This is a genomic window from Rhizobium sp. WYCCWR 11128 (genome assembly GCF_013416305.1).
GTDB lineage: Bacteria > Pseudomonadota > Alphaproteobacteria > Rhizobiales > Rhizobiaceae > Rhizobium > Rhizobium indicum.
Map to the genome: position 1 here is coordinate 111,352 of NZ_JACCEZ010000001.1, position 16,438 is coordinate 127,789.

Here is a 16,438-nt window from a genome sequence, read left to right on the forward strand (position 1 = left end):
TGGCCTAGATATCATGTCGATTTTCCAAGAGGATCAACCGCCGTCGGCGGGCGTGCTTGACGCCCGTCTGGCCGGTTACCGGTTCGAACGGGATGCGCTCGGCCGCTCCGCCGCAAGTGTCTTCCGGCTGGAAGCTCTCGGATTGCCGACGCTTTATCTGAAGGCCGAAGAGGTCGGTGATTTCGGCGAACTCGCTGACGAAGCAGCCAGGCTTCGCTGGGTCAAGGCTTCCGGTCTGTCCTGTCCTGGTGTCATTGCAGAGGATAGCGACGGTGTGCACAACCGGCTGCTGATCAGCGCGCTGCCCGGGAGTGACCTCGCCAGCGCACCGGTGCTGACGCCACTTGCGCGGGTTGAACTGCTGGCTGCGGCACTTCTTGACCTGCATCGCCTGCCGATCGCATCCTGCCCGTTCGATCATCGGCTGGAGAGGCGTATCGCGGCGGCAAAAGCGCGGATGCAGGCCGGCATCGTCGACGAGACCGATTTTGACGAGACGCGGCTTGGAAAGAGTGCTGAGGCCTTGTTTGCCGAACTTGAGCGCCAGAGGCCGGACGGCGAGGATCTCGTCGTTACCCATGGCGACGCCTGCCTGCCGAATTTCATCGCGTCGGAAGAGGGATTTTCGGGCTATATCGACTGCAGCCGGCTCGGCGTCGCCGACCGTTATCAGGATATCGCGCTCGCCTGCCGCAGCATTGCCCACAATTTCGGCGAGGCGCTGGTGCAGCCCTTCCTTGATCGCTACGGCATGCCGGCCACGGATCCGGCAAGGCTGGATTATTATCAACTGCTCGACGAGTTCTTCTAGGCAGCCCAGTCTGGCCGCCACGATTGCGTCATCTCACTGCGGCTGGCAGTATCCGGCGATCGGACCTGCGGACGGATGATGGCGAGAAATCAGTTCAGGATGTTGCGCTCGGCGTTATCAGGCGTCGAAGCGGTGGAAGCGGAAACGCATCACAGCTTCGCGCGCCACACCCATGAGCAATTCGGCATCGGCCTGATTTCCGCCGGTGCTCAGTCATCGCTCAGCGGCCGCGGCATGGTGGAGGCCGAGGCCGGCGACATCATCACGGTCAATCCGAACGAGGTGCATGACGGCGCGCCGATCGGCGAAGGGCGGTCATGGCGCATCCTCTATTTCGATCCCGCCATCGTCACTGGTCTGTCGCGAGAGATCAGCGAAAGCGGGGCAGGGCGATCGGAAATCCCGCATCCTGTCATCCGCAATGCGGCGATCGCCGGCCGCTTCGAAACGCTGTTTGGTGCGGTGACCGGCGGCAGGGCGGCGGATGGGTTGTTCTGCGAGGAACTGCTTCTGCAACTCGTCGCCGACGTCATGCGGGAGTGCTCTGGTACCGAAGAGCGACCACTGGTGCCGGCGTCGATCCGCGCGGCTCGAAACCTGATTGACGACGACCCGCTTGCCGCCGTCTCGCTCGCCGATCTCTCCAGGGAAAGCGGGCTCAGCCGTTTCCAGGTGCTGCGCGGTTTTGCCAAGGCGACCGGATTGACGCCGCACGCCTATCTCGTCCAGGCACGCATCCATATCGCACGGCGGCTGATCGCTCAGGGCATGCCGCTGGCGGAAGCGGCCTTTGCCAGCGGCTTTGCCGATCAGAGCCATATGACGCGCGTCTTCGTGCGCAAATACGGCCTGTCGCCGCGTCTCTATGCCGGCGCCTTTCTCTGATCTCGCTAAGCCTGCAATTTCATTCAAGACCTCGACAGGCTCCTGCTGTTTTCTCGGCGCATCCAACAGGAGACGCTGAATGTCGAGGCAGGTTCAAGGTTATCTCTATCTGGCGCTGGCGATGCTGACTGTGGGAAGTACGGTCGTCGCCAGCAAACTCATCGCTTCGGGTCTGCCGCCGTTCAGCGCCACCGCGTTGCGCTTCGCCATCGCCTTTCCTGTCCTTCTCCTCCTGATGTGGGCCACCGGCGCGCGGCTGCCGAGGTTTTCCCGGCATGACCGCCTCATCCTCATCATTCAGGCCGGGGCGGGCAGTGTTGGTTACACGACGCTGCTGATCTCCGGCCTCAGCCTGACCTCGGCGGCCGATGCCGGCGTCATCATCGGCACGCTGCCGGTGGTGTCGGCCGCAATCTCCATCCTGCTGCTTCGTGAACGGCCGCAGCGTGGCCTGCTTCTTGCCGTGGCGCTTGCGACGGCAGGCGTGCTGTCGATCGCTGTCACGCCGGATGCCGCCGGGGGCTCGCTCTTGGGCAATGCGCTGATCTTCCTGGCCGTCGTCTGCGAGGGGTTATTCATTCTGTTGAACAAAAGACTGAAGACGGAGATTGCGCCGCTTGCCCAGTCGACGCTGATGGCCGGCATCGGCTTCATCGTTGCCGCCATCTCGGCTATTTTCGAAGCGCCTTTCGCACATGGTATTTCCGCAAGCGCTGTCGCCGCCGTCGTCTATTATGCGCTCGTGCCGACCGTGGGCGGATTTCTGCTGTGGTATGCGGGGGCAGAAAGGGTGAGCGGTACGGAAGCCGCGCTCTTTACGGCGCTGGCTCCGGTTTCCGCCGTCATCCTTGCCTTCATCATCCTTGGAGAGCCGGTCGGGTTCAGCCAGATCGCCGGTATCGCCTGCGTGTTTGCGGCCGTGCTCGGGCTTGCCTTTGCCGGGAGCCGTACCGTGAAACTTGCCGGAGGGAGATAGACCATGCAGTTCAGCCATTCCGATGCCATATGGCAGGCCTTTCCGGAGCTTCGCGCCGGCACGCTTCATGCGGAAGGGATCGATGCGGATGCCGATGTCGAGGCGGCGATCGCAGGCTTCAGCGCGATTGCCGAGGCCCGGCTGGCCAAAGCCCAGGAAGGCGAATTCCCCGAAATCCAGGCCTGGCGGCGCGGCTTTTCCCGTATGGGGCTGAAGCCGACACAATATCGCTGCGCGTCCGAGGCGCTGCTGCGCCGCTTCCGCCAGGAACATGCGCTGCCGCGCCTGCATCCGCTCATCGATCTCTGCAATGCGGTTTCACTCGCCTTCGCCATTCCGGTCGCCGTCTTCGACACAGATAAGATCGCCGGCGATCTCGAAGTCCGGCGAGCCAGGGGTGACGAGACCTATCTGACCTTCGCTGGCGAAATCGAACATCCGGAGCCGGACGAGGTGATCTTCGCAGACGGTGCGGGAAACGCGCATGCGCGGCGCTGGACGAACCGGCAGAGCGGGCTTTCGGCCGTGCGGGAGACGACGCGCTCGGTGCTGATTGTTGCGGAGGCCCTGCATGTTTCCGCCGATGAGGATATGGGGAAGCTGGTCGCCACAGTTGCGGATGCGCTCGCGGGGCATTGGCCGGTGGCACCCAAAACGGCGGTGCTGAGCGTGGAATCGCCGCGTTTCGAATTCTAAACGAAGGTGGCATTCGAGGCCTTGGGCCGGCGGCATGGCCGCCCTATCTCCATGGGGCCGATATCTCCTGGAGACGAACCACCATGTCAGACAAGTCGATCAAGATTCCGGGGCCGGACCATCCGATCACGGTCGAGCACAATCCCTCCCGTGTCGTCGTCACGCTTGGCGGCAAGACCATCGCCGATACCCATGACGCACTGACGCTGCGCGAGGCCTCCTATCCGCCGGTGCAGTATATTCCGCGGAGGGATGTGGATATGTCGCTGCTTCAGCGCACCGACCACACCAGCCATTGCCCTTATAAGGGCGTTGCCTCCTATTACAGCATCATTGCGGGCGGCGACCGCTCGAAGAATGCCGTCTGGACCTACGAGGCGCCGAACGCCGCGGTCATCAACATAAAAGACCATCTCGCCTTCTATCCCGATCGCGTCGACGGCATCGAGGAAATGGCCTCTCCGGAAGCCGGCACCTTCTGACGACACGCATTGCAGCCGTTCCGGCGGAACATGTTTGCTTCCGGGCCGTTAGGGTCATCTAGCGGGGGATGTGTCGTGCCGAAATTCTACTTTCAGCTCTTCGATCGGGATGGTGCCGGGGCGACCGAGACGGGATATGATTTCGACTCTATCGAGGCTGCCAAAGCGGAGGCGCGGCGCGTTCTCGCGGAGATGGCCGCCGAAGGCCTGCCGACTGCACCGTTGAATATGATGTCGGTGGAGCTCTTCGATGAAAGCCGGCGACCGCTTGCGGAAATCCGGCTGATTCTCGAGGAAATTGCGAAATAGCCACGCGGGCGTCCCGGCCCTGAATACCTGTCGATCGCGCCAAGCAATCGAACGACTATGTCAAATTTAATTGCCGGCTATGAAGGCGGGTCTTAGCGTCGCGCAATCGACCGAGTCGGATTGATGCGTATGTGTGACTGGCGGCAGCCCCTAACGGCCGCCGCTATCGCAAGACGTCGAGCCATTCATTGTTGAAGACGAGACTGGCAACCGTGACCGGATCGCCCTTCTCGTTGCGGACGGTGATGGCGATGGTCATGCGATCACCCGCAGGCAATTCGTCACGGGCCACATCCAGCAGGATGCGGGTCACTTCTTTTGGAATGTCTTCACGAGATCTGAGCTCGGTGCCGTGCTCATCGCGCGTGGGACCTTCCCCGTTGTGTAGATCGAAATAGTAGCGAGCCATGTTTTTTCCTGCGCGTCACAGGGAGAAATCACAGATGAAGACAATTGTTCCCGAGGCTAGGCATTGATTCTTATAGAAAATATAGGTCGCATCGAAATGGGGCCGGCTTCCAGCGATATCGGTGGGCATGCCCGTGATTGAATCCCTGCTGCTCAACCTTGGAAGCCGTGATCTGCTGTCGGCCGAAGAGGAAAGCCATCTCAGAGCGATCATCGTCAAAGACAGGTATTTTGCTGCCGGGGAGGATCTCGTCTCCGAAGGAAGCAGGCCTGGCTACAGCACGCTGCTGCTCGATGGTTTTGCGGCGCGCTACAAGGTGATGGCCGATGGCAGCCGCCAGATCACCGCACTGCATGTTGCCGGCGATTTCGTCGATCTGCATGCTTTCCCGATCAAGAAGATGGATCACGGCATCGTGGCGCTGTCGTCCTGTCATGTCGCCTTCGCCGATCATGCCGATCTCAAGGCTATCACCGAACGCATGCCGCACCTGACCCGGCTGCTCTGGCTCGACACGCTGGTCGATGGCGCCATCCACCGCGAGTGGATCGTCGCCATGGGCCGGCGCTCCAAGCGTGCCCATATCGCTCACCTCGTCTGCGAACTCTTCGTGCGGCTGCAGGTGGTGAAGCGGACGCGCGGCGCAAGCTTCCAGTTTCCGTTGACGCAGATCGAGATGGCCGACGTGCTCGGCGTTTCTGTCGTCCACCTCAACAAGACGCTGCAGGCGCTGAGGCGCGAGGGCGTGTTCACCTGGGAGAACCGGACGATCACCATCGTCGACTGGGAACGCCTGCAGGAAATCGCCGAATTCGATCCCGGCTATCTCAGCATCTTCAGGGAGCCGCGGTAGGACAGGGCTGGAGGCATCACACAATCCGGTGACGGCGCTTCATTGCGATTGACAATTCGCCCATTCGGGCAGAACACCGCTCCGATCTTGAAAACTCTCCTAAAGGCCGGCGACCGCTGCCGGCCGGTGACATCGCAATGGACATATCCCAAAGCCCGGGGAGCGTTCTTCGCCACCCCGGCTATCTGAACTTCGCTGCCTCCCGCGTCTTTTCCTCGCTTTCCTTCCAGTCCATTGGCATCGCCATGGGGTGGATGATCTACGACCAGACGCATAGCGCCTTTGCGCTCGGCCTCGTCGGCTTGTGCCAGTTTCTGCCGATGGCGGTGCTGACCTTCGTCGTCGGCCATGTCGCCGACCGGTTCGATCGGCGGCGCATCGGACTTGTCTGCCAGTTGATCGAGGCGGTGACGGCGCTGGTGCTGGCGGTTGCCACCTGGCAGCAATGGCTGACGCCGGCCGGCATCCTTGCCGCCGTCACCGTGCTCGGCGCCGTCGTCGCCTTCGAGCGTCCGACCATGGCGGCGCTGCTGCCGAACATCGTGCCGGCCTCGATGCTGCAGAAGGCGGTCGCAACCTCGACCTCGTTGATGCAGACGGCGATGATCATCGGCCCCTCGCTCGGCGGCCTGCTTTATGGCCTCCACCCCGTTGCGCCTTTTGCTATATCCGCGCTGCTCTTTGCCGTCGCAAGCTTCAACGTCATCTCGATCCGGATGCAATGGAGCCCTGCCAAGCGTGAGCCGGTGACGCTCGCCTCGGTCTTTGCCGGCGTCTCCTTCATCCGCAGCCGGCCGGTGATGCTCGGGACGATCTCGCTCGATCTCTTCGCAGTGCTGCTCGGCGGCGCGACTGCGCTGCTGCCGATGTTTGCCAGCGATATCCTGCATGCCGGTCCCTGGGGCCTCGGTTTTCTCCGCGCGGCCCCGGCGGTCGGCGCGCTTGCCATGTCGATCATGCTCGCTCGCCGGCCACTGAGCAGCAATGTCGGCCGCAAGATGCTTGCCGCCGTCGCCGTGTTCGGCGTCGCCACCATCATCTTCTCGCTCTCCACCAATATCGCGCTTTCCGTGCTGGCACTGTTCGTCATCGGCGCGTCCGATACGGTGAGTGTCGTCGTGCGCAGCTCGCTGGTGCAGCTTTTGACGCCGGACGAGATGCGTGGCCGCGTCAGCGCCGTCAACTCGCTGTTCATCGGCACCTCCAACCAGCTCGGCGAATTCGAATCCGGCATGATGGCGGCAGCCCTCGGACCCGTCGCCACAGGCGTTGTAGGCGGGCTCGGCACGATCGTCGTCGTGCTCCTGTGGATGCGGCTCTTCCCCGATCTCAGCAAGGTCAAGACGCTGCAGGGCTAGCACATGCATGACGCGTTGAAAGCGGCGACCGCTCCCGTTAGGTTCGGCCCGAAACATCATTCGGTGGGGATCGGCGTGACGAAAAGTTTTCTATCTTGCGTGCTGGCCGCGTTTTTCGCCTTAGTGCCGGCCGTGGCACTGGCCGAGTGGCAGGCGGTCGAAGAGGTGCGGCCCTATTCGATATCAGGCACGTCTGGGGCCGGGCTCTATGCATCGATCGGCGAGCGTGGGCCGAAGGCGGGCGGCTTCGGCCGGGCAATCGCGCATACGACGTTCAAGCTGACCTGGACCCGGATATACGAACCGCAGGGCAATGCCTGCGTTATCGTGACCAACCGGCCGAAGCTCATCATCACCTATACGCTGCCGAAACCATCTGCTGAGCTGCCAGCCGCCGTGAAGAGCAGCTGGCAGGCCTTCATATCAGGCATGCAGGCGCATGAGCGGGTGCATGGCGAGACCATCAAGGAGATGGTCAAGGAGATCGAGGTGACGAGCATCGGCCTCACCGTTGCCGACGATCCCGATTGCAAGAAGATCAGGATCGAGCTGACCCGGCGCCTCGGCGAGATCTCCCAAAGACAGCGCCAGCGCGGCCGCGACTTCGACAAGATCGAAATGGGTGACGGCGGCAATATCCAGCAGCTCATCCTCAAGCTGGTGAATGGGCCCTGAGTGGGCCGAAGCGGATAACGGGCGACGTTCTCAAAGCGGTATAGCCAGAAAGCTCCGGTGCGGCTATCAGGCCGCAGCCAGATGCATGGCCATCCCCTTTCGGAGCGGGCGCTTCGTCCCTATCAAGTCTCGGTGGGTGCGTTCAGATCGCGGACAAGGGCTATCAGGTGCGGCAGCAGCTCTATTCGATACCGCGGCGAGGGCAGCGAAGCGGGCCAGGCGTTTTTCGGGCCGAAATAGACGGCATGTATGCCGGCGTTCTCTGCTCCAAGAATATCGGCCTCGGGATTGTCGCCGACGAAGAGACAGTTGTCGACGGGCAGGTCGAGACGGCCAGCAGCCAGCTCGAAAATTTCCCGTGCCGGTTTACGAAGGCCGATATCTCCTGAAATGACCACCAGGTCGAGCCCTTCGTTCAGTCCCGCCGCCGCGATTTTCGGTCGCTGCACATTGCCTTCGCCATTGCTGACGACGCCGACTAGAACGCCGGATTGCTTCAGCGCCGAAATGGTCTGTTTTGCTCCTAACATGGGAACAGCCATGCCGGGATACACTGTCTCGAAGTCGTGGAAGAGGGCCTCAGCAAGCTCGCTTGGAAGACTGAATGTCTCCGCCAGGCGCGGATAAAGATCGCGCTTTCTTACCAGGCCGGCCTTCTCCAGTTGCAGGAATTCAGCAATGTAGTGCTGTTCCTCGACACCGTGCTCGCCAAGACGAAATCGCTGATATTGGAGCGGCAGGAAGGTGAAGACGGTAGCGGTCTTGTCGATGAGGGTTTCGTCAAGATCAAAAAGGACCGCTCTAATCATGGTGTCCCGCCCGATGCTCGCTCAAAGGATTGTTCCGCAAAGCCGGTAAAGCGGAAAACCGGATCGGGGTCAAACCTCACGAGTCGAATGGACGATCGACAGCGGCGCAATCAGAGATGAAAAGGCGGTTGAGCGCTTCGTCCCTGGACCTGCCTGGCCGCCGTCCTATCTCCTCCGCCATAACAAGGCGCAGACGCGCAGAGGAGGAGCGAGATGTCCTATGTCGATGGTTTCATCGTGGCGGTTCCGAAGGGGAATATCGAGGCCTACAAGGAATTCTCGACCTTCGCCGGCTCGATCTGGAAGGAATATGGCGCGCTCGAATATGTCGAATGCATCGGCGACGATGTGCCCTATGGCGAGCTGACCTCCTTTCCCCGCGCCGTGCAGGCGAAGGAGGATGAGGTGGTGGTGTTTTCCTGGATCGTCTACGGCTCGCGCCAGGAGCGCGACGATATCAATGCCAAGGTGATGGCCGATGCCAGGCTCAAGGGCGACCAGTGGCAGATGCCGTTCGACGGCAAGCGGATGATCTACGGCGGCTTTGAGACGCTGCTCAAGCTCTGATCGCCCGAAGCAAGCATTGACTTGCCCGGGCAAGCTTGACTTTGCCCGGGCAAGCTTGACTCGTGCCAAGCAGCGCGCCAACTCGCGAGAGATGTCATCTCGAAGCAGGAGAGCGCCTTGCCCCAGACGATCCTCACCTTGTCCACACGCGGACAGGGCCTTTACGAGTTCACCCACCAGGCGGAGGCCTTCGTCAGAGCGTCGGGGCGGGAGGAGGGGCTTCTCACCGTTTTCGTGCGCCACACCTCCTGCTCGTTGCTGATCCAGGAAAATGCCGATCCTGACGTGCGCACCGATCTCCTCGCCTTCTTCCGCCGCCTCGTGCCGCCGGCCTCCGATCCTGACATGGGCTGGGTCGTGCACAGGGCCGAGGGGCCGGACGACATGCCGGCGCATATCAAGGCGGCGCTGACGCAGGTCTCGATCGGCATTCCCGTTGCCGATGGGCGGTTGATGCTCGGCACCTGGCAGGGCCTTTATCTTTTCGAACATCGCGACCGGCCGCACCGGCGCGAAATCGTGCTGCATCTCAGCAACTGAAACCGGTTAATCCTTGTGAATGCAAACTGAATGCCCGGTTCGAACACCATTCATTTTGCAACGTTTACTGTCGAGACAATCCCTGAAGGGAGAGCTTGGGAATACCAATCGACGGAGACACAACATGAAGCATTTCCTGACCAAGGCTTCGCTTGCCGCTCTGCTCGCCCTCTGCACTATTCCGGCCACTGTTTCCACGGCCGCCGCCGCAGGGCCGCAGACGAGCTTTGTCGTCGAGGCGCAATATCATCGTCCGATCCGCGGCTGCTCGCCGATGCACGCGGTGCGCAAGGCGCGTGATTTCGGCCTGCGGAGAGCCCACATCACCCGCATGTCGCCGCGCGTCGTCGTCGTTGCCGGGCGCGACCGCCGCGGCTGGGACAGGATCACCTTCGCGAATGTCCGCGGCTGCCCGCTGATCCGGCGCTGAGGACTGCAGCCGGAGGCGCCGAAGCGGCGCTTCCGGTCTGTTTTGCCTTGACGGTGACACTTTCAGCCGTCTCTTCTCTGACCTGTATGAGTGATTCCCAAATGACGCTTCGGCGTGATGCGGACCAATGGGGAGGGCGGCTCGACCGCACCGACTTTCAAACGAAAGGTTTTTCGATGATGCAGTTTCTGGCAAAGGCGGGTCTTGCCGTCATGCTGACAGCCGGTACGCTTGCCGGCACGGTGGTCCCGGCCGCCGCCCAGTTGAATATCATTATTGGCGAGCCGGACCGTGGTCCGCCGCAGGATTACCGCCGCCCGCCTCCGGGGCAGGGCTACGGCCGGCCGTCGCGCGGTTGCGATCCGCGGCTCGCCGAAAACCTCGCCCGGGATTACGGCTTTCGCCGCACGCGCGTCGTCGATATCACGCCGCGCCGTGTGATCGTCCAGGGCTGGACGCGTCGCGGTCCCGGTGAAATGAGCTTCGGCAATGTGCGCGGTTGCCCCGCCCTGCGCCGCTAATCGTTAGAAGAAAACGCCGCCCCGTCTCCCCGATGCGGCGGCTAAGAACCGCCTTTGCCAGTCTCCCCGATCGGCAAGGGCGGTTTTCTTTGTGAAAACCTTTTTACAGCGCCGCGCATCTGAAAAGACGCGCGGCGCTTTCATTTTACTGTTCGATCGCGAAGGTCACGGTGACGCTGACATTGTAATTGTTCTCGCCGCCCTGGACGGGAACGGCGGCGTCGGAGGCCTCCTTCATCATCGTGGCGCGATAGACCGGCTGCGGCATTGCGCGCGGCACATTCTCGTTGATCTCAAGAATGCGGCCGAGCTTGACGCCGGCGGCTTCGCTCAGCGTCTTCGCCCTCTTGACGGCATCGGCGACCGCGGCCTTGCGTGCCTCTTCGATCGCGGCGTCCGGCTTGTCGTTGGTGAACTGGATTTCGCCGCCCTGGTTGATGCCGAGGGTGACGGACTGGTCGATCACCGCGCCGAGCTCGGCGAGATCGCGCAGCCTGACGGTGACCGAATTGATGGTCTGGTAGCCGATCAGCTGCGGCGGCGGCTGCTGGCCGTCGACCGGCTGCGGATAATTGTACTGCGGCTGGATGGAAAAGCCGGAGGTCTGCAGGTCGCGCTCAGCGATGCCGCCGCTCTTCAGCGCGGCAAGCACGTCGTTCATCGCCTTGTTATTTTCGTCGAGCGCTTCGCGGGCGGTTTTCGCCTGTTTGACGACGGCGAGATTAACGATGGCCATATCGGGAGCGACGGAGGATTCGCCATCGCCGGTCACCGAAATCACCGGCTCGCGCGGCTTTGCATCCTGCGCGAAGACGGGCGCTGCAGCGGCGAGCGGCAGGGCCAGAAGGGCGGTCATCAGGACAGTTCTGGTATAGATCGGCGCCATGTTTTCATTCCTTGGTTGTCGTTTCCCGGAACAGCTTTCTGTCGGTTGATTGTGAAGCTATTACGGCGGAAAAGACAGGCGCATGCGTAGCGAGAAAAAAATCTAAGGGGCGCATGCGTTGGAGCTGAACCCGGAGGACGTCCGCCGACCCTTAAGAGCCGAAACGGCTGGACCGGAACCGACGGCTCGCTATCATATGGCGATCATCGACGACGAGGAAGCAATGTTCGAAACGCTCGATCCCGTCCCGTCAGAGATCGCCACCGCGATTTCCGATGGCCTGAACGCCTTCAACGAGAGCGCTGAGATCAGACGCGAGGCCTTCGCCATCGTCTGGCGGGAAAATGGAAGGCTTATCGCCGGAATAACGGCGTCCGTTTCCTTCTCTGTTCTTTTCATCGGCAATCTGTGGGTCGAAAAATCGCTGCGCCTGAGCGGCATCGGCAGGAAGCTGATGGCGGCGGCGGAAGAAGAAGGGCGCCGCCGCGCCGCCGTCACGGCCTGCGTCGACACGCTCTCGACCCAGGCCCCGGATTTTTACCCGAAGCTCGGATATGTCGAATTCGGCAGGGTCAGCGGGCATGCGGGATGCCGGCCCGTTGACCGGATCTGGTTCCGGAAGGAATTTTCCGCCGCAACTTGATCAGAAGCCGCTGGCGGCTTCCCATCAGATATCAACTGAAATGACATTGGAGGACGTAATTGCGGGGGCAGACGAGTCGGTTGACTCGCGAATTGTCCTACTAGGCGCCGAAATCGTCCATGAAGGATGGGTGGATGGCGGGCTTGCGCTCTTCGCGTGCGTTGCGAATGCGCTGGGGAACCGCACCGAGACCAGCGACGAAGCGGGTCAGGAGATTGCGGTTGAAAAGTTTATGTATGGCACTCATGGCAGTTCACTCATTCTTTTTTTTGTTAGCCGGCAGCATATATTTTGCCCAGGCTGCCATAACAATGGGCAATTTTGCATGACAGTTATGTGACGGTGCATGGCTTGGGCGAAACTGGCCTAAAGGGCGATCACATTGGCGTTAGAAGCGGCCGCCGAGAGCGGTCGGCCGCTATAAATCCTCGTCTGTATTCGCCGTGGCATGGTAGATTGCCCGCTTGGGGTAAAACCATCCCCTCCGAAGGAGAAGCTCAGATGAACCGATTTTTCGCATTTATCGCGACCGGAACGCTGATCAGCCTTGCCTCGATCATCTCGGCCTGCACATCAACAAGCCCCGATCAAACCTCGTCGATCGGCGGCGGTTATGGCGGTTATTATGAGCGTCAGCCGCTTAATCCGGCGTGTGGGGGTGGATTCAGGCCGAGCGATGGACGCTCTTGTAGCTATTAGGAATGTGCGCCGATCAGGCATGATGCCGCCGGACGAAGTCGCGTGATACTGGCCATCGCCGGAGGCGAACTATCGCGGCAATCAGACTTCTAATTCTCCAGCGCTAATAGCTGCACGGACGATCGTTGCCGAATCCATTGCGGCAGGCAGGCCGAAGGGCAAAGTCGGCGCTCTGAGCGGTATAGCCGACCGAACCGGTCTGCACTGAGTCGTTTGGGCTCGTGGTGCAGGCCGATGCCGACATGGCAATGACGAAGACGGCTGCTATGGCTGCCGATAATTTGCGAGTTTGAAGCATCTCCCCACCCCTCACTGTCCAAAGTGTCCTTATAATCCTGGCAAGTAGTGCCGATGAGGGACCTGATAACTGTCGTTGTCGATCAAGATTTTGTTATTTGCTGAAAACCCCTTCGCCAGCGCTCGCTGCCACGATCAAGGTTGCCACGGCCACGCCTACAGATGTTTGTTTGGACATCGACGATATGGGGAGCCGCAGCCTGTCGAAGAGGTCCCATTTACCCTGCTCGATTGCCGATCTGGAGTAGGTAGGAGGCTCATGGGTGCGGCCATGAATCCAGAGCGAAGGTCAAGCCCGGTCGGCGACGAATTCGCCGAGGTGGTAGCCTTTCGCAAAGGAGATAAGGCGGCCGAATAGGCACACTGCTCCAGGACATCCGCCATCTGCGCCAGCAGCTTGCATTGGAAGAAGGCGCCTTGAGGCGCGGATGCCATATCCTGCGCACACCGGGTCAGGTCGCATTGAAACGCTTGGGTTCCACGGCAAAAGAACAGCAAGCGGCAACGAACAGGGCTTTGGAAAACAAGGCAGAAGTCCTGTCGCAAGTCCTTCCAACCAGTAGAGAACTTAAGTTTATGGGGAGAACAACCTGCGACAGGGAAATTCGGCAGCTATTCAGCGGATGCCAAATTACGCCCGTCGAATTGACCTATTCTATTTCCAGCGGAGTTAGTACCAACGCGAAAGCGTTGATCGTTGGGGGTAATTATGCGTTGCGCGGGATATGGGGTTTTGGCCGTCGCGTTATCAGTATGGGGCGGTGAGGCAGCGGCCGATATGGACCTTAACGGACAGGAACTTGCTGGCGGCCTCGTGCAGATCATCGCTTATGCTGATCCCTGCGCTTACGATATCGACCAGAATGCTCAGTTCATTGGCACAAGTGTGCCGTTGATGGCGAAATCGAACGCGTCGCTGCGCACGATCACAAAGGCTACAGCTAAGTCGCTCGGGTTGCTTAGATGACAGAGGTTACCGCTGCACGGCTTGCCGAACTGGACGATGAGATAGTACGCCTGCAGGCAGCTCTATTAGAGCACGCAGAGCGTTTAGCGCGTGGTGAAGAAAGCGAGCAGCCTCAGCCGCCAACCTGGTCGATCGAAGAGCAAAGAGCTTGGTCTGAAGCACTTCAAGCCAAAGTAAGAAACACAATGATCGAGGCCTACGGAGGAGAGGCAACATACAATGCTGTTACCGCTCAAGGCGAAGCGGTGAGGCAGGCTCGCCGCGAGGCGGACCGCTCGATTGCCATTGTTCACGTGACCGTCGTCGAGGAGCAGTTGCGATCAGCAATTGAACGCTATTTCCCTGGAATGCATTCTGATCCACAGGCAATTGATCGTCTATTCGACCCGATGCGATATGGGCCGCTCAGCACTTTCACTGCACGAGTGGATATCGCTTTTGCATTGGGCATAGTCGGATCGGGCGCCTGCAAAGCCTTGAAGCTAATAGCTCAGATCCGGAACAAATTTGCCCACAAGCTTGAGATACATTCATTTGACCATCCCGACGTGACAAGGTTGATCGACAAACTTACATATATGGACTTCGCGATTACCGGCCGGACGCCGAAGGCCTAATGCACTTGTGGAATCGTTCACCGAACTCGGAGCTGAAGTCTGGAAGCGGATGGCGTGCATCCGACAATCCTTTCGACCATCGGGGAAAGTTTGAGAAGACCTGTGGGTTTCTGCAGGATTCCTTGCGAACGAGCGTGCCGGGAACGACGCATCCAGATCTGCACGAAAAATGAGTACGCCCGGCGAAGGGCGGTTTGTGCGGCTCAGGACAGGGCTTCAAACGCTCGCCATGCCCGTCTTTTGAAACCTCAAAATTCCGAAACCTAGTGTCAAAATTCCGGAATTTCGCGTCCGGCTACACAGGGCATTGCAGCGGAGTGGTGGGCCCGGAGGGACTCGAACCCCCAACCAAGCGGTTATGAGCCGCCGGCTCTAACCATTGAGCTACAGGCCCTGGCGCCGGGTATCCGGCGCTTGGGTGCCGGGGCAATGGTTCCCGCAGCACGGGTTCCGCTCTAACGCAAATCCGGAGGAGCCACAAGCGGGCAGCGCAAGCATCTGTGGACGATGCATATTTCGTGGGCAGCCACTGGAACCTTCTCGCGCGGGCCACACTTATCCAAGTCACATTCCGCATGAAGAGGGCGATCGCAGATGGTGGCTTCGAATAGTGCCGTGGTGCTCATCGTGGAGGACGAGCCGCTGATCCGGTTCAATATCCTCGATGTGCTGGAGGAGGTCGGTCATGTGGCGCTGGAGGCGGCGAATGCCGACGAGGCTCTGGTGGTGCTGAAGGGCAGGCAGGATGTCGATATCCTGTTCACCGACGTCAACATGGCGGGTTCGATGGACGGTCTCCAGCTTGCCAATCGGGTGAGGGCGATGCGGCCGAATATCGGCATCATCATCACCTCGGGTATGGTGCGGCTCGATCCGATGGCGCTGCCCGCCAATACCGCCTTCCTGCCGAAGCCCTACATGCACGACACGCTGATTTCGACCATCGATTCCCTGATGACGTGACGGCAATACCCTGATGACATGACAGGGGCGCGCAGCCGCAAAACGGGGACTGTTTTTGCGGCTGCGCGCGAGGCGCCGGGAGACATGCTCGTCTTCAGGCGGCGGAGGGGAACCGGCCCTCAGCTGAAGCTGCTCCTCAGCGCCTCGTTCTCGTGATGGGCCTTCTTCTCGTAGATCGTAAACAGCGCCATCGAGAGGAGATAGGAGAGGAAGGGATCCCCTATCTGCGTGGCGATGTCGCGGGATGCGAGAACATGGCGCTCCAGCGCGCCGATATCCTTCTGTATTGCAGTCTGCGTGGTGGTTTCAGCGAGGCGGTTCATGCTGCCATCTCCAGGAATTGGGTCACGACCGAGCGGGCCGGCACGTGCCTGACATAAAGGGGTAGGGTGAGGCCGAGGGCGGCGCGCATCTTGCGCAGCACGCGGTCCGATACTTCGAAGGCGCCGCAGCAGACGGGGTATTTGCCGTAACCGTCTGCACGGCCGAGTTCTTCCACTTCGGCGCCGGCGCGCTTGTAGACGCGCTTGAGGTAGGGCTCGTAATTGGAAATCATCGTATGGATGCCGTGATCGAGCGCGCATTCGCAAAGCGCAAGCAGCATCATGGAGAAGGCGCGACCGGCATCGACATTGGAGAAATCCTTGGCGATCGCCTCCTCGTCGATGCACATGCGCGTGCCTTCCCAGATGCCGGGGGCGATAAGATTGGCGGCATCGGGAAACGTCTCTCTGAAGACGTCGTAGAGAAGTGTCGGGCCTGTCGTCGGCATCAGGCGCATGCCGCCATAAAGGCGGGTGCGGCTGTCGTTGCACCAGACGAGATAGGCGGGAGCCAGCGAATCGTAGCTGTCGCGTTCGTAAGGGCCGATGACCGGGACATCCCAGCCGAGCGTATCGGCGAAGACCTTCTTGCGCAGGCGAAACATCTGGTCGAGTACGGCAGCGTATTTCTGATACTCATGTGCCTGAATGATAACGAACATTTTGCCCTCCAGCGTTTTCAAGTTCGTGGAAAGCAGAATGGTTCATGCGGGCCGGATCGG

At 60.6% G+C, this 16,438-nt stretch carries 25 protein-coding genes and 1 tRNA gene; 18 read left to right on the plus strand and 8 right to left on the minus strand.

Going from position 1 to position 16,438, the window contains the following annotated elements:
- Positions 1 to 13: 13 nt before the first annotated feature.
- From HX898_RS00525 to HX898_RS00550, 6 genes are all read left to right on the plus strand, one after another.
- Complete coding sequence (locus tag HX898_RS00525) at positions 14 to 811, plus strand: APH(3') family aminoglycoside O-phosphotransferase (protein WP_180193707.1); 798 nt, start codon at positions 14 to 16, stop codon at positions 809 to 811.
- Between the two features lie 78 nt (positions 812 to 889).
- Entirely contained in the window at positions 890 to 1,696 is an 807-nt protein-coding gene (locus HX898_RS00530) for an AraC family transcriptional regulator (protein ID WP_180194341.1), read from the plus strand.
- A gap of 79 nt (positions 1,697 to 1,775) precedes the next feature.
- A complete protein-coding gene (locus tag HX898_RS00535) occupies positions 1,776 to 2,672 on the plus strand; it encodes a DMT family transporter (RefSeq protein ID WP_180193708.1) in 897 nt (298 codons plus the stop codon).
- A 3-nt stretch (positions 2,673 to 2,675) separates the two neighbouring features.
- Positions 2,676 to 3,368 carry a phenylalanine--tRNA ligase beta subunit-related protein gene (locus tag HX898_RS00540; RefSeq protein ID WP_180193709.1) on the plus strand — a complete coding sequence of 231 codons (693 nt, stop codon included), beginning with the start codon at positions 2,676 to 2,678 and terminating at the stop codon, positions 3,366 to 3,368.
- Positions 3,369 to 3,451: 83 nt separating this feature from the next.
- A complete protein-coding gene (locus HX898_RS00545; RefSeq protein WP_138330452.1) occupies positions 3,452 to 3,850 on the plus strand; it encodes a DUF427 domain-containing protein in 399 nt (132 codons plus the stop codon).
- 75 nt (positions 3,851 to 3,925) lie between these two features.
- Positions 3,926 to 4,159 carry a hypothetical protein gene (locus tag HX898_RS00550; protein WP_129419781.1) on the plus strand — a complete coding sequence of 78 codons (234 nt, stop codon included), beginning with the start codon at positions 3,926 to 3,928 and terminating at the stop codon, positions 4,157 to 4,159.
- 163 nt (positions 4,160 to 4,322) lie between these two features.
- Here HX898_RS00550 and HX898_RS00555 read toward each other — a convergent pair whose 3' ends face one another.
- Entirely contained in the window at positions 4,323 to 4,568 is a 246-nt protein-coding gene (locus tag HX898_RS00555) for a hypothetical protein (RefSeq protein ID WP_129419782.1), read from the minus strand.
- A 133-nt stretch (positions 4,569 to 4,701) separates the two neighbouring features.
- On the opposite strand from HX898_RS00555, the gene HX898_RS00560 reads away from it, so the two are divergent.
- The 3 genes from HX898_RS00560 (at position 4,702) to HX898_RS00570 (ending at position 7,454) form a co-directional block, all read left to right on the plus strand.
- Entirely contained in the window at positions 4,702 to 5,421 is a 720-nt protein-coding gene (locus HX898_RS00560) for a Crp/Fnr family transcriptional regulator (RefSeq protein WP_138330689.1), read from the plus strand.
- Between the two features lie 137 nt (positions 5,422 to 5,558).
- Entirely contained in the window at positions 5,559 to 6,779 is a 1,221-nt protein-coding gene (locus tag HX898_RS00565) for an MFS transporter (RefSeq protein ID WP_138386977.1), read from the plus strand.
- A gap of 3 nt (positions 6,780 to 6,782) precedes the next feature.
- A complete protein-coding gene (locus HX898_RS00570; RefSeq protein WP_180193710.1) occupies positions 6,783 to 7,454 on the plus strand; it encodes a DUF922 domain-containing protein in 672 nt (223 codons plus the stop codon).
- A 122-nt stretch (positions 7,455 to 7,576) separates the two neighbouring features.
- Here HX898_RS00570 and HX898_RS00575 read toward each other — a convergent pair whose 3' ends face one another.
- Positions 7,577 to 8,263 carry an HAD family hydrolase gene (locus tag HX898_RS00575; RefSeq protein WP_180193711.1) on the minus strand — a complete coding sequence of 229 codons (687 nt, stop codon included), beginning with the start codon at positions 8,261 to 8,263 and terminating at the stop codon, positions 7,577 to 7,579.
- Positions 8,264 to 8,476: 213 nt separating this feature from the next.
- Here HX898_RS00575 and HX898_RS00580 point away from each other — a divergent pair, with 213 nt between their 5' ends.
- The 4 genes from HX898_RS00580 (at position 8,477) to HX898_RS00595 (ending at position 10,321) form a co-directional block, all read left to right on the plus strand.
- Positions 8,477 to 8,830, plus strand: coding sequence for a DUF1428 family protein (locus HX898_RS00580; RefSeq protein WP_138330456.1), 354 nt, complete (start codon positions 8,477 to 8,479; stop codon positions 8,828 to 8,830).
- A gap of 117 nt (positions 8,831 to 8,947) precedes the next feature.
- Positions 8,948 to 9,370: a secondary thiamine-phosphate synthase enzyme YjbQ gene (locus HX898_RS00585; RefSeq protein ID WP_138386979.1), complete on the plus strand. Its 423-nt coding sequence runs from the start codon at positions 8,948 to 8,950 to the stop codon at positions 9,368 to 9,370.
- Positions 9,371 to 9,494: 124 nt separating this feature from the next.
- Entirely contained in the window at positions 9,495 to 9,800 is a 306-nt protein-coding gene (locus tag HX898_RS00590) for a hypothetical protein (protein ID WP_180193712.1), read from the plus strand.
- A gap of 176 nt (positions 9,801 to 9,976) precedes the next feature.
- Positions 9,977 to 10,321 (plus strand): hypothetical protein, encoded by a 345-nt coding sequence (locus tag HX898_RS00595; RefSeq protein ID WP_138330690.1) that lies wholly within the window; start codon positions 9,977 to 9,979, stop codon positions 10,319 to 10,321.
- Between the two features lie 145 nt (positions 10,322 to 10,466).
- Here the strand turns inward: HX898_RS00595 and HX898_RS00600 are convergent, their stop codons facing one another.
- Positions 10,467 to 11,207 (minus strand): SIMPL domain-containing protein, encoded by a 741-nt coding sequence (locus HX898_RS00600; protein ID WP_180193713.1) that lies wholly within the window; start codon positions 11,205 to 11,207, stop codon positions 10,467 to 10,469.
- Positions 11,208 to 11,403: 196 nt separating this feature from the next.
- Between HX898_RS00600 and HX898_RS00605 the strand changes: the two genes are divergently transcribed.
- Positions 11,404 to 11,850, plus strand: a complete 447-nt coding sequence (locus HX898_RS00605; protein ID WP_138330459.1) for a GNAT family N-acetyltransferase — start codon at positions 11,404 to 11,406, stop codon at positions 11,848 to 11,850.
- A gap of 100 nt (positions 11,851 to 11,950) precedes the next feature.
- Here the strand turns inward: HX898_RS00605 and HX898_RS00610 are convergent, their stop codons facing one another.
- Positions 11,951 to 12,097 carry a hypothetical protein gene (locus HX898_RS00610; RefSeq protein ID WP_171598428.1) on the minus strand — a complete coding sequence of 49 codons (147 nt, stop codon included), beginning with the start codon at positions 12,095 to 12,097 and terminating at the stop codon, positions 11,951 to 11,953.
- A 254-nt stretch (positions 12,098 to 12,351) separates the two neighbouring features.
- Here HX898_RS00610 and HX898_RS00615 point away from each other — a divergent pair, with 254 nt between their 5' ends.
- Positions 12,352 to 12,549, plus strand: coding sequence for a hypothetical protein (locus HX898_RS00615; protein WP_138330460.1), 198 nt, complete (start codon positions 12,352 to 12,354; stop codon positions 12,547 to 12,549).
- A gap of 103 nt (positions 12,550 to 12,652) precedes the next feature.
- On the opposite strand, the gene HX898_RS33065 is transcribed toward HX898_RS00615, so the two are convergent.
- Entirely contained in the window at positions 12,653 to 12,847 is a 195-nt protein-coding gene (locus tag HX898_RS33065; RefSeq protein WP_138386981.1) for a hypothetical protein, read from the minus strand.
- Positions 12,848 to 13,579: 732 nt separating this feature from the next.
- Between HX898_RS33065 and HX898_RS00620 the strand changes: the two genes are divergently transcribed.
- Both HX898_RS00620 and HX898_RS00625 read left to right on the plus strand, forming a co-directional pair.
- A complete protein-coding gene (locus HX898_RS00620) occupies positions 13,580 to 13,813 on the plus strand; it encodes a hypothetical protein (RefSeq protein WP_173883609.1) in 234 nt (77 codons plus the stop codon).
- Complete coding sequence (locus tag HX898_RS00625) at positions 13,810 to 14,430, plus strand: hypothetical protein (protein ID WP_180193714.1); 621 nt, start codon at positions 13,810 to 13,812, stop codon at positions 14,428 to 14,430. The genes HX898_RS00620 and HX898_RS00625 overlap by 4 nt, the downstream gene beginning before the upstream one ends.
- Positions 14,431 to 14,748: 318 nt before the next feature.
- Here HX898_RS00625 and HX898_RS00630 read toward each other — a convergent pair.
- Positions 14,749 to 14,824 (minus strand) — tRNA-Ile (locus HX898_RS00630).
- Between the two features lie 200 nt (positions 14,825 to 15,024).
- Here HX898_RS00630 and HX898_RS00635 point away from each other — a divergent pair.
- Positions 15,025 to 15,393: a response regulator gene (locus HX898_RS00635; protein WP_025395379.1), complete on the plus strand. Its 369-nt coding sequence runs from the start codon at positions 15,025 to 15,027 to the stop codon at positions 15,391 to 15,393.
- A 119-nt stretch (positions 15,394 to 15,512) separates the two neighbouring features.
- Here the strand turns inward: HX898_RS00635 and HX898_RS00640 are convergent, their stop codons facing one another.
- Both HX898_RS00640 and HX898_RS00645 read right to left on the minus strand, forming a co-directional pair.
- Positions 15,513 to 15,716 (minus strand): hypothetical protein, encoded by a 204-nt coding sequence (locus HX898_RS00640; RefSeq protein WP_138330462.1) that lies wholly within the window; start codon positions 15,714 to 15,716, stop codon positions 15,513 to 15,515.
- Positions 15,713 to 16,378, minus strand: coding sequence for an acyl-homoserine-lactone synthase (locus tag HX898_RS00645; protein ID WP_003541559.1), 666 nt, complete (start codon positions 16,376 to 16,378; stop codon positions 15,713 to 15,715). The genes HX898_RS00640 and HX898_RS00645 overlap by 4 nt, the downstream gene beginning before the upstream one ends.
- Positions 16,379 to 16,438 lie beyond the last annotated feature (60 nt).